This window comes from Lysinibacillus sp. FSL R7-0073 (assembly GCF_038009065.1).
Classification (GTDB): Bacteria; Bacillota; Bacilli; order Bacillales_A; family Planococcaceae; genus Lysinibacillus; species Lysinibacillus fusiformis.
The window spans coordinates 1,674,092-1,686,837 of sequence record NZ_JBBPAS010000001.1; the positions used below are offsets into that span (position 1 = coordinate 1,674,092).

11 protein-coding genes are annotated in these 12,746 nt (G+C 37.3%); 7 read left to right on the top strand and 4 right to left on the bottom strand.

Features of this window, described 5'->3' with window-relative positions; translation table 11 throughout:
• Positions 1-55: 55 nt before the first annotated feature.
• From MKY88_RS07945 to MKY88_RS07960, 4 genes are all read right to left on the bottom strand, one after another.
• Complete coding sequence (locus MKY88_RS07945; protein ID WP_069480785.1) at positions 56-1,717, bottom strand: b(o/a)3-type cytochrome-c oxidase subunit 1; 1,662 nt, start codon at positions 1,715-1,717, stop codon at positions 56-58.
• Entirely contained in the window at positions 1,704-2,195 is a 492-nt protein-coding gene (locus MKY88_RS07950) for a cytochrome b5 (protein ID WP_008176413.1), read from the bottom strand. The genes MKY88_RS07945 and MKY88_RS07950 overlap by 14 nt, the downstream gene beginning before the upstream one ends.
• Before the next feature lie 24 nt (positions 2,196-2,219).
• Positions 2,220-2,342 carry a hypothetical protein gene (locus tag MKY88_RS07955; RefSeq protein WP_009370491.1) on the bottom strand — a complete coding sequence of 41 codons (123 nt, stop codon included), beginning with the start codon at positions 2,340-2,342 and terminating at the stop codon, positions 2,220-2,222.
• A 323-nt stretch (positions 2,343-2,665) separates the two neighbouring features.
• Positions 2,666-3,127, bottom strand: coding sequence for a chemotaxis protein CheX (locus MKY88_RS07960; protein WP_069480787.1), 462 nt, complete (start codon positions 3,125-3,127; stop codon positions 2,666-2,668).
• Positions 3,128-3,645: 518 nt separating this feature from the next.
• Here MKY88_RS07960 and MKY88_RS07965 point away from each other — a divergent pair.
• From MKY88_RS07965 to MKY88_RS07995, 7 genes are all read left to right on the top strand, one after another.
• Complete coding sequence (locus MKY88_RS07965) at positions 3,646-4,659, top strand: ABC transporter ATP-binding protein (RefSeq protein ID WP_175423002.1); 1,014 nt, start codon at positions 3,646-3,648, stop codon at positions 4,657-4,659.
• A complete protein-coding gene (locus MKY88_RS07970; RefSeq protein WP_328202226.1) occupies positions 4,634-5,611 on the top strand; it encodes an ABC transporter ATP-binding protein in 978 nt (325 codons plus the stop codon). The genes MKY88_RS07965 and MKY88_RS07970 overlap by 26 nt, the downstream gene beginning before the upstream one ends.
• A complete protein-coding gene (locus MKY88_RS07975; RefSeq protein WP_069480789.1) occupies positions 5,608-6,399 on the top strand; it encodes an IclR family transcriptional regulator in 792 nt (263 codons plus the stop codon). Before MKY88_RS07970 ends, MKY88_RS07975 begins: the two co-directional genes overlap by 4 nt.
• Positions 6,400-6,430: 31 nt before the next feature.
• Positions 6,431-8,011 carry an ABC transporter substrate-binding protein gene (locus MKY88_RS07980; RefSeq protein WP_193831483.1) on the top strand — a complete coding sequence of 527 codons (1,581 nt, stop codon included), beginning with the start codon at positions 6,431-6,433 and terminating at the stop codon, positions 8,009-8,011.
• Between the two features lie 66 nt (positions 8,012-8,077).
• Positions 8,078-9,010, top strand: a complete 933-nt coding sequence (nikB, locus tag MKY88_RS07985) for a nickel ABC transporter permease (protein WP_193831484.1) — start codon at positions 8,078-8,080, stop codon at positions 9,008-9,010.
• On the top strand, positions 9,010-9,912 hold the full coding sequence (locus MKY88_RS07990) for an ABC transporter permease (protein WP_193831485.1): 903 nt from the start codon (positions 9,010-9,012) through the stop codon (positions 9,910-9,912). The genes nikB and MKY88_RS07990 overlap by 1 nt, the downstream gene beginning before the upstream one ends.
• Before the next feature lie 5 nt (positions 9,913-9,917).
• Positions 9,918-12,746 carry a M14 family metallopeptidase gene (locus MKY88_RS07995; RefSeq protein ID WP_340813345.1) on the top strand — a complete coding sequence of 943 codons (2,829 nt, stop codon included), beginning with the start codon at positions 9,918-9,920 and terminating at the stop codon, positions 12,744-12,746.

Genomic DNA, 12,746 nt, shown 5'->3' on the forward strand with positions numbered 1-12,746 from the left:
ATAATGTGAAAAAAGCGATTTCTCGGAAATGAGAAATCGCTTTATTTCTAAATACTTACCACAATTGATAGCCTTTGGAGCCAGCCGGTGAATTCGAAATAATATCAAAGATTGGCACGGTGTAAGCGAATAAAATTAAGGCTACTAATATGACAAGCCATACTTTAAAGTTTTCTAAAATAGCTGGTGTTGGTCCACTAAGCTCATGTACATCCCCAATAGGGAACTCCTCTTCACCCTTAGGAGCGAACCAAGCTAATTTCACGACGATATAAATAATTATTAGAATGGCGATAAAGAGAATCGTTCCGCCCACAGCTTGTGCAATCTGATACGGAATCCAATCATATGCCTGTGAAGCACCACCATATTCTGAGTAATCTGAACGACGAGGTGCACCGATAAGACCAGCAATATGCATAGCAGAAGACATAATTGTCATACCGACTGCCCATAAGATACCAGCGAAATTGCTAAGATTATTTAAAGCCTTTGTTAAAGTACGCCCTGTTAAATGAGGAATTAACCAGAAGGCCGCACCAAAGTATGTTAAAACAACAGCAGTTGCAATCGTTAAGTGGAAATGCCCTGTCACCCAAATAGTGTTATGGATTAATTGGTTCATTTGATAGGAGGCATTGACAATACCGCCAGCACCACCAGGAATGAATGCCACCATACCGATAAATGGAACGAAGAAACGAGAATCTTTCCAAGGTAATTTTTTGAACCATCCGAACAGTCCTTTTCCACCTAATTCTCGGCCACGTAATTCGAACATGGCAAACATCGAGAAGGCTGTCATTAGCGATGGAACGATTACAGCAAATGTTAATACAACTTGAATGAACTTCCATGTACCATCAATACCAGGCTCTGTTAACTGATGGTGAATCCCAACAGGAATAGAGAAGAGTAAGAACAGCATAAACGAAAGTCTTGCTAAAGAATCGGAGAAAATTTTTCCCCCAATGACCTTTGGAATAATCACGTACCAAACCATATAAGCAGGTAATAGCCAGAAGTATACAAGTGCATGACCGAAATACCAGAAAAGGGTACGAGATAAGGCAACATCGACACGTTCAATTAAACCTAATGACCATGGTAACAGTTGGATTAATACTGAAGCTGCCACACCAAGTGTTGCAACGAACCACATTAAATTATTAACAACCACCATAAACGATAATAATGGGCTAGGCTGACCGCTACCTTTATTTTCTTTGCGCCATTGAGCATAACGTAAAATTTGACCTGCGCCGCCAACCCAAGAACCAACTACGACTAAAGTAAGGCCTAAATAGAAAATCCAGTGTGCCTTTAGCGGTGCATAAAACGTATAAAGAACAGTTGCTTTATTTAATAGAACCATTGTTGCCGCAGCGGCTGTACCAATTGTCATTAACCAAAAGCCGATCCAGCCAAGTCTGCGCTGACTATTAGTAAATGTACCAGAAGTACGACTAACACTAGCAATTTGGAAACCGTAAATAAAGAATGTAGTTAAAATAAGACCGAGTAATACTCCGTGTACGGTTAACACTTGGTAATAGCCAATGCCCGCTGGTAATGTAAATTGACCAGAACGTACAAATACTTGTAATAAACCGGCAAGACCACCTAATAACAATGCGATAAATGCCACATATATATGCGCCATTGCTAGCTTTGCATCGCGACGATCTACTTTTGCCATTGAATTAGTGTGACTCATTTGAATCCACCACCTTTAACATAGAGTGCATCATCGTATGTCCTGTACCACAATATTCATTGCATACGATTAAAAACTCGCCTACTTTGTTGACTACCGTTACATATTCTGAAATATAACCAGGCTCAAGCATCATATTAATATTTGTACCTGCAACCTCAAAACCGTGCATGACATCCTCGCTTGTTGCGATGAATTTTACTTTTGCACCCAGTGGTACCTCAATTTGTGGAGGATTATAATTGAATGCAGAAGCTATTACGACTACCTCATAATCCCAATCTTTGCCCTCTACCTTATGGACTCCTGGATTATCAAAAGGGGCTGTCTCTTTCACTTTCTCGTAATCTAGTGTTTTTTTACCATTGTTCGGGTGGGAGCCTTGATGAAATGCCCCGATACCGAGAATGATTAGGAATGCGACTAAAGTAGCAACTCCGAACACAAGCCAATACTTCTCATACTTATGTATGTGCATATGTTTCTGTCCCTTCTTCGTAGATTAAAACCGTCCAATGAACAAATCAAAGCAGTACACCCAAAGTAAAATAATGATGATACCTACTCCAAAAACTGCATAGAGTGAACCTTTTAAATTCTCATCTGACTTCTTTTTATTTGCCATTTTTGCTCCTCCTACGCTTTTTATAGTTGGTGTTTCTTACAGTCATCATATATAAATCTGATGCAATTTGATGTGAAAAAAATCACACTTCTAGACAAAATGTGTGAAGAAAGTGTGAAGAATTTAGGGGAGAAAAAAACAAGCCATCTCAAAAGTCATTGAAATAGCTTGTTTTATTATTATATTTAGCTCTTTTTTAATAAGAAAAATAGATTTTAATGAAGTCCTATCAACTCTTCTAGGCGAATGGCAAATTTAAAACATATATGCTGTATCCTCTTGCATATAATGTCTTATTTGGCATAGACTTTAAACCTAGCTTTCTACTCCACTTCCTCCTCAATTGTTAATAGAACAGTTAGGGCACCCACGCTTGGGACCGAAACTGGGAGAGCAAAAGCCTTTTCAAAGCCATATAATTTTGTATTGCCCACCATCACAGTTGGCGGAGTGATATCAATTTCTAAGCTTTCTTGCCCAACAGCTGTACATAAATTTCCTGCAATCATGTTACCAAATTCCCCTGTAAAGGATTCTAACATTTCTCCTTCAAGCGGCATACCAAACATCGTACTACCGATTCCACTGAACACTTCAGGAGAGGAGTCAATGATGACGCGACCCTTTAAATCTCCGATTAAACCAATTAATACACCCATTTGCTGCTGTTGAAAGGGTTCAGATATAATACTAGGCGACTTTACTTCTATATCCATAGGAAGAATTGATTTTAAAGCGTGAATAGTCCCGTTTAAAATAGTTTGAAAGTACTTCGAATTACTCATCATTACCGCATCCTTTTTCCGACTTTTCTACATCTTACCATGTAAAAAGGGTAAGATGAAAGTATGTCTTGACGAATTAACAGGAAATTTATAATATATTAGTGAGAATGATTTTCAAATTCAATGTATTGATCTGAAAGCCAAGAGAAAAACACTAAATTTATATGAAAAGGAGCGGTCAGCAATGACATTCGTATTGATTGGAACAGCTGTAGCCATATATATTGGAGTAGGGAAATACGTCATGAAACAGGCGACTGCACATTTGAAATAAGAAATTATACAAGAAAAAAACGTTAAAAGCATGGTCCGAGCACTTGGGACCATGCTTTTTTGTATTTTTCGAAAGGTAGGAAGATTTCTTGCTGGTTTATAAACGTAGTTAATTGTTTTTTCGGAATAATTATAGTAAATAGAATTTTTATTTTTTTCTGAAAACTATTGAAATAACCTATTAATCTCTGATAAGATTTTAAAAAATGGAATCGCGTTTCATAATATGGAACGGAGGGGGAAAAATGGGATTGAATATTTTAGAAGTAAAGGATTTGAAAATAGGTATTCAGCAAAATAAAAAGGATATTTCCATTGTGAATGGGGTGTCATTTCAACTTGAAAAAGGCAAAACATTGGGGATTGTAGGGGAATCTGGTTGTGGAAAGAGTATGACATCATTATCTCTTATGGGGTTATTGCCTTCTGGGGTTGAATGGCAAAGTGGAGAGATTTACATAGATCAACAACAAATTCATAAAAAATTGAAGAAGGAATGGCGAAAGATTCGTGGGAAAAAAATCTCAATGATATTTCAGGAACCGATGAGCTCCCTTAATCCAGTATATAAAGTTGGCTCCCAAATCATTGAAATGATTCATAGCCATGAAAATATTTCAAAAAAAGAAGCGCATGAGCGAGCAGTTGATATGCTTCGTCTTGTTGGTATTCCACGTCCCGATAAAGTGGTTAATGAATATCCACACCAATTATCTGGCGGTATGAGACAACGAGTAATGATTGCCATGGCATTGGCTTGTGGACCAGAAATATTAATCGCAGACGAGCCTACTACAGCATTAGATGTAACTATTCAGGCACAAATTTTAGAGTTAATGAAAGATATACAAGAAAAACTGGACATGTCCATTATTTTAATTACCCATGATCTTGGAGTTGTTGCTGAAATCTGTGAGAAAGTGATTGTGATGTATGCGGGTGAAATAGTTGAAGAAGCAAATGTATTGGAATTATTTGATCATCCGCTCCATCCCTATACTAAAGGGTTACTAAACTCATTGCCGGATATTGAGACAGAACAAGAGTATCTTCCGTCTATTGATGGTGTGGTACCATCACCATCCGATATGCCAGCAGGTTGTAGATTTTTCGATCGATGTGAATTTGCAACTGAAAAATGTAAAAGTAAACCAGAGCTATTTACTACGTCCATTGGTAGCACAGTTAGATGCTGGTTATATGAAAAGGATGATGTGGGAGGGGGAATTGTAAATGAGCAGTCCATTGTTAGAAGTTAAACACTTAAAAAAATATTTTCCAGTGAAAGGATCACGCTCGGGAAATTTAAAAGCAGTAGATGATGTTTCATTTTTTGTAAACGAAGGTGAAGTTTTAGGAATAGTAGGGGAATCTGGTTGTGGAAAATCCACAATGGGCAAAACACTCATTCAACTTCTAACAGCTACTGAGGGCGAAATTTTGCTGAACGGAGAAAATATAGCCACACTTAGCGCCAAAGAGGTCCGCCAAAAACGTCGTGATATGCAAATCATTTTTCAGGACCCTTTTTCGTCCCTTAATCCTCGTATGAAGGTTTTCAAAATAATTGAAGAACCTTTAGTGAATTTTGGAATCGGTACAAAGGAAGAACGGAAACAACGTGTTTATGAGGTTGCCAAACAAGTTGGGCTTACAGAAAAGCAGCTAGATCGTTTTCCACATGAATTTTCAGGCGGCCAAAGACAGCGCATTGGAATTGCGAGGGCACTAGTATCCAATCCAAAATTGATTGTTGCAGATGAGCCGGTATCGGCACTAGATGTATCCATTCAGTCTCAAGTGCTTAATATTATGAAAGATTTAAAAAGGGATATGAATCTTACCTATATTTTTATATCCCATGATTTAAGTGTCGTGCATCATTTTTGTGATCGTATAGGGGTGATGTACTTAGGTAAGATAGTGGAATTAGCTGACAAACATGAATTGTTTAATAATCCGAAACACCCTTACACGAAAGCATTACTTTCTGCATTACCGAAGTCCCATCCTTCAAAGGTTAAAGAACGAATTGTCCTTAGCGGAGATGTGCCAAATCCAGCAAATCCGCCATCAGGATGTACCTTCCATACGCGGTGTCCAAACTGTATGGAGATTTGTAAAGTGACACCCCCAAAATTAAAAAAAATTAGTGATCAACATGAAGTTTCTTGTTTACTTTATGAAGAACAAATGGAGCGATTAATATGAGCAAAACATTGGAAAAAGGGATCAATATTTTAACGTTATTTACGGAAGAAAAACCTTCTTGGCGGTTAGACGAACTAGCTATAGAAACTGATATTCCTAAACCGACCTTACATAGATTTCTAAAAACATTTACGGATTTAGGCGTATTAAAACGTCCATATGTTCAAAGTGGCGGACAGGTAGTATTAAGTGATCATTATTTACTGGGGAATAAACTAATTGAATTAGGGGCAATAGCTGCTAATTCAATAGAGATTCGTTCGTTAGCCATTCCGTATATGAAAATGTTACAACAGAAATTTGATTTGGCTGTTCAACTAGTAGTATTGGATGAAACTGATGGCCTTTATATAGAAAAAATAGAAAGTCTAAAACCGGTTCTGTTATATACAAGAGTCGGAAGAAGAGCACCACTATACGCAGGTGCTTGCTCACGTATTCTTTTATCTTTTCAAGGTGAAGAGAAAATTAACGAGGTCCTTCATAAACCTCGAAAAAAATATGCGAGCGGAACCCCTCATACGGATAAAGAAATTCATGAATTAATTGAATTAGGTAAGAAAAATGGCTATGCCTACAGCGTGTCAGAACTAGAAGAAGGAACTGTATCAATAGCGGTGCCGATTTTTAATAGTGATCGAAAAGTAGAGTACTCCATTAGTATTGCTGGTATAGAATCACTACTTCCACAAGAAAAAATAACTATGTTTTTAGAGGGACTGTGGGAAACTGCTGCGTTAATTTCGGCTGAACTAGGTTATTCGATGCCATATCCTTATGGCGTATAAATAGCACAAATATAAAAGGGGATGAACAATAATGAAGAAACAAAAATGGCTTGCGCTATTACTAGTATCCATGATGATTATTTTATCAGCATGTAGTGGCGGTACATCAACAAAAGAGGACAGTAAAAATAATAGCAAAACTTCTGGAGAAAACGCTGCACTCACAAGAGGTAATGAATTAGTTATCCGTGTGGCAGGAGATCCTCAAAACTGGGACCCTATTGATACGTTTTTACTGTCTTGGAGTACAGTAGCAACATCTGTATTTGAAGGATTAGTCAGTCGTTCTTTAGATTTAGAAATTCAACCTGGGTTAGCGGAATCTTGGGAATATAAAGATGACAAAACAATTGTCTTTCAATTACGCCAAGGCGTTACCTTCCATAATGGTGAACCATTTAATGCGGAAGCCGTTAAATTTACTTTTGATCGTCTGCTAGGGGATGAAGGTCAAAAAGGTCCTCAATATTCAAATTACACTTCCATCGACAATGTTGAAGTAACGGGTGAATATGAAGTAACTATGCACTTAAATTCGATAGATCCAGTATTACTCACAAAACTATCAGGTTATGGTGCTGTAATCGTGCCACCTAAATATATTCAAGAACAGGGAGCAGAGAATTTTGATATGAAACCTGTTGGTACAGGTCCATTTAAAATGACAGATTATCAACGAGATAAACAAGTGGTAATTGAACGTTATGCAGAATACTGGAATAAAGATGCTATTAAACTAGATAAAGTTACATTTAAAGTAATACCGGAAACAGCAACAGCACTTGCAGAATTACAAACAGGCAATATTGATCTTATGACACGTTTGGAAGTTTCCCAAGCTGCAACAGCAGAAGGAACTGACTTTATTGAATTAATGGAAGTGTCTACACCTACAGCTTATTCAATTCGTTTTGATACGGCGCAAAAGCCAGTTGATGATGTACGTGTCCGTCAAGCTATTAACTATGCTATCGATAAAGAAACGATTGTAAAAGAAATTTTAGGTGGCTATGGAAATCTTATAAGCTCATTCCAAAGTGATTTATCATTTGGCTATAACAACGATTTAGAGCCATATCCATATGATCCTGAAAAGGCAAAAGAATTATTGGCTGAAGCGAAAGTCCCTGAAGGTACTACATTAGATTTCTTTATTCCAGGTACAGATGGAACATTTAAAGAGATTGCACAAGCAGTAGCGTTTTATTTAGAGGAAGTCGGAATAAAAGTATCTATTAATAGTGTGGAAAATACGACATTCCAATCAGAGTTAATCCCTCAAGGAAAAGCCGGCCATATGTATAAAAATGGCTGGGGCGGATGGACGCTGGACTTTGATAATACAGCTTATTTAATGTATCACGAGGGAGAATTCTGGAACCCATCCTATAAAAATGACAAAGTTGAACAATTATTAGCAGCAGAGCGTTCCACTATTGATAATGACGAAAGACAAAAGGTTTTTAAAGAGCTTACAGAAGTATTATATGAAGATGCAACTGAAGTCAACTTATATTCCGAAGTTGAAATATACGCAGTGAATAAACGAATAAAAGGCTTCCAACCACCACATGATGGCCGCTTTAATTTTGCAGGTGTCACTGTCGAGTAAGTAAAAAATTATGAGATAGTATGCTAGCATACTATCTCTTTCATTTCACATTAGGAGGATGGAATTATGCTTTCCTATATTCTACGACGTTTGTCGCATACCGTTCTGGTAATCATTGCGGTTTCATTAATTATATTTTTCTCCATTCGTTTGACAGGTGATCCCGTAAGTATAATGTTTGGGGCTGGTGAACCTTCACAGCAGGCAGTAGAAGAACTGACAGCAAAACTCGGTTTAGATAAGCCTGTTTGGGAGCAATACATCATATTTATGAAGGATTTAGTCACACTTGATTTTGGCACTTCCTATCGTTCCAATAGCCCAGTTTTAGAGATGTTACTCGAACGAGCGTGGCCGACAATTGCACTTGCTTTAGGGGGGATGGCAGTGGCATTGTTAATAGCTGTTCCGTTAGGTATTCTATCCGCTATTTATAAAGGAAAATCCATTGATGTGTTTAGTCGTATTTTTTCTTTGTTAGGTATTTCTTTTCCTAATTTTTGGTTGGCGTTCATGCTAATTTTAATTTTTGCTGTTCAACTAAAATGGCTGCCAGTATCCGGCTTTGATGGGGTTAGCTCATTAGTTTTGCCATCCGTTGCCTTAGGACTTATCCTATCTGGTATTTTAGTTCGATTAATTCGTACGTCTATGCTGGAAGTACTTAAAATGCAATACGTCACAACTGCACGGGCGAAAGGAATAAGAGAATGGCTAGTTATCATTAAACATGCTTTCCGCAATGCCTTATTGCCAACTGTAACATTTGTTGGTTTACAGTTTGGGGGGCTATTAGGAGGTGCAGTTATTGTCGAGCAAGTCTTTTCTTGGCCTGGAATTGGAAGGTTAATTGTTGATTCTATTAATCAACGAGACTATCCAGTGGTCCAGGGAGGAATCATACTTTTAGCACTTATTATGATTTTAGTCAATCTAATCGTTGATTTATGCTACTCATTGATTAACCCGAAAATAAGAACTGGAAGAGGTGAGCAATAATGACTCAAATAATGGAAACAGAAGCAATCGAAATAAAAAAAGCCAATAAAATAGTAACCGTTCTTAAATTCATGAAGAATAATCCAACGGGCATAATTGGCTTATTATTGGTTGTCACTACGATACTATGTGCTATATTTGCGCCTTATATTGCTCCCTATGATCCGGGGGCGGCTAGCTTAGGACATCGGCTTGACCTACCCAAATGGCTAGATGATACTGGTAAATCCCAATACTTACTCGGAGGAGATCAGGTTGGGCGTGATTTGCTAAGTAGAATTATTTACGGAGCACGTATATCTCTATTAGTCGGGATTTGTGGCGTAATTATTTCATTAGTACTTGGTACATTTCTGGGAATTATTTCAGGTTACTTTGGGAAGTGGATGGATGATTTAATAATGCGGTTAGCCGAAGTTCAAATGGGGTTACCGTTTATTTTACTAGCCATCGTAATCATGAGTGTTTTTGGAACAGGTATTGAAAAAATTATTATTATCCTAGGACTTACATATTGGGTTAGTTTTGCGAGATTAATTCGAGGAGAGATTTTGGCTTTAAAGGAACAAGAGTATATCCAAGCAGCAAAGGCAATTGGTGGGACACATTTCAAAATAATCATTAAGCATATACTTCCTAATGTTGCTTCCTCCATTTTAGTGTTAGCAACGATGTGTATTGCAGAGTTTATTTTATTGGAGGCCTCTTTAACATTTTTAGGTTTAGGCGTGGAGCCTACAGTACCTTCATGGGGAGGAATGTTAGCGGATAGTCGAAATTATATGACCTCTGCTTGGTGGATATCTGTTTTCCCAGGCGTTGCTATTATGCTAACTGTTTTAGGCTTTAATTTATTGGGAGATTGGTTGCGAGATCGCTTAGATCCAAATATGAAAGTTTAGGTGATATGATGAACTCAATAATTTTTTCTAGTTTATTTCAAAAGAACGAAACGAAAAAAAAGCCTTCTTTATTTATAGATTTACCTAAAGATTTAGTTCCATTAGGATTAATTGATTTTTGTTTACGCTTAGGCTTTGAATCAAATGAATTAGACTTTGATTTATTTCAGCCAGTTAATCAGTCCTATACAATGAAGTTTTTACAACATACTAGCACATTTATTTCAGAAGAAGAGTCTACATGGATCATTTATTATGAGAGTGAATCAGCACTTTCTACATTGTTAAGTGCAATAGCCAGTGAAGATATGGTCGAAACTAAAACGGACAGCCCATTAACGTATTATGAAAATTTAAGTCATCTATGGTCAGCCTATGGCACGGGTGAAAAGGATGAGGCACATCCCCAGCAACATGTAAGTGTGAAAATGGATATACAAGAAGAATTAAAGACTAATGCTCTGTTAAAAGAAGTTTGCTATCTTGCTTTGCGTTTAGGCTTATATGCCACATCTATTTCATTACCAGCTATAACAACAAAAGAGCGACATGTAACCATTTCATTTAAGCACGAAAACGAAAGTTATATGGAATTGACCGCCAAAAACGCCATTCAAATCTGTGGTAGGAAAGAAAGCCTTCCAGCCGTTGTTCATTCCGTTGCAACAGCAAAGCATGTGTCTGAGGGTGGGCTGCTTGGAGTTTGGGAGCTAAACGAAAAACAAGTGAATGAAGCGGCTATTTTAATGGAAGAAAAATGGAGCGATGAATCTGAGGCTTCATACATTATAAAAGCATTAGAAAAAGAACCAGATAGAGCGTTAGAGGCTGAAATTTATATGACGGCCACTAAAAAAAACCGTGATCAATTCAAGCTAGATTTATATGAAAAATTTTCAAATTTGACAACAATTAAAGTTCGCTCTGCCTTTAAAACAGGTTTATACTGGATATTAGAGGAAGTTCTTCCATCTGTGGAGGGCCGCTTTGAAAACGTAAAAATAGTTTGTAAGGATGGGGTAAGTGTAGACGGCTTAGAGCAACATAATCGCTGGATTATGGAGCTATATCCTGTGGATGAAATGATTGAAATGCAATATGGCATACCTAAAGAGCAGGTACAATTTGAGCTTTCAAGCACCCAACAATATGTGTATAGAGTATTTGTAGATGATCAGTTAATGGCTGAGCTCAATCCACTTATTAGTGAAGTGGATTATGTTGATGGTCAGAAAAAAGCTTATCCAACTACCGCTGGGTATAGACTATTCAACAAGATAGAGCGAGTGCAAGAGAACATCATATTTTCTGATCGTGAACGTTTCTATAAATACTATGTGAAAGAATTATTGCCACGCATGGTGAAAAAGTTAAAAATAGATACCCATAATGTTAATCAAGGACAGCTATTTCCATTATTCGATCGAATTGAAATTGACTTTACTTCTTCTGGAATCGAAGACGAAATCGACGTTCAGCAAGAAGCAAACTCATCGTTTGAGGCGTTATACGAGGATTTATACTTTAATACTTTAGACTATTTTCATGAGCTTGGCCGTCAATTAGTAAATCAGCCTTACAAAGCTCCAGGTGGCGTAATTCCTTATATTCATATAGAACAAGATTTGTATAAGCCTATTAAAAGTGCCATAAAGGTTTACCAGTGGAATGACAAGCCGATGACTGAACCAGTTATAAAGCGAATCTTGTTTAATCAAGAAGGACAGTTTGAATCTGTAGAAATGTCTATAGGTAATGAACTGAAAGTAACTGAGGCAAAAACCATTTTAAAACACAGCATGAAAAATACATCTCCATTATTAGAACGTTTTAAACAATATTCGGAGGTCAAATCAAATTATGGAGATATATCTTATAAAGGTACTGTCATTCCATTTTTCGAAGTGACTGAACCTATTACGAGTGAATATTATTCAGGTCTAAAAAAATCAGATGAAAAACATACGATTGTTTTTGAAGCTGGGCATCATCCAAATGAAGTATCTAGCACTCCTGCAATTTTAGCGCTAATGGAAGATATTATTTGTCATCATCCAGAAATATTAAAAAAAATGAATGTCATTATTATCCCTTTAGCGAACCCTGATGGCTATGAAATCATGGAATGTTTGACAAAGGAGCATCCAAAGTGGAAGCATCATGCTGCGAGATTTAATGCGGTGGGATTAGAATTTGCCCATGTGAAATTCCGAAAAAGTGTGTTCGGTGAGGCAAATGTATTACCACTTATCTTAAAAAAGTGGGCTCCAGATATTGTTATTGATGACCATGGAATACCTGCTCGTGAGTGGGTTCAACCGTTCGCAGGTTACGCCTGTCCACCTATTTTCCCAGTTTCTTATACGCTTCCAAGTGCCAAAATTTATGGAATTGGTCGTTATGCAGATGATCATACGAAGGAAATCCAGGCCCAAAATCTGGAGCTAGTAGCGGAAAGAGTTAATAGGATGTTTGAAGGATCAACGTTTGCTCAAGAAAATGCGTATTGGCGCGATCGATACTATAAATATGGAACAAAGTGGGATCCAAATAAATACCCGATTGAGGGAATGGGTAATATTAACTTTTATCGTAGTATGGAAGTAACGCCTACGTATTCATCAGTTAGTATTTTACGTTATCCTCAGTGGGTCGCTTTAGATATAATTTCGGAAGTTGCAGATGAAATCGTTTATGGTGAGGAATTACTTTCGTGTATGGCAGCCCATCAATTATTTAATCAGGCAATTTTAGAAGCTGCACTTGCTACTCCAGTAAATAAACAAAAACAATCTGGACGCTACATAAAAAAACGTCCGATAGAAATTAGGTGA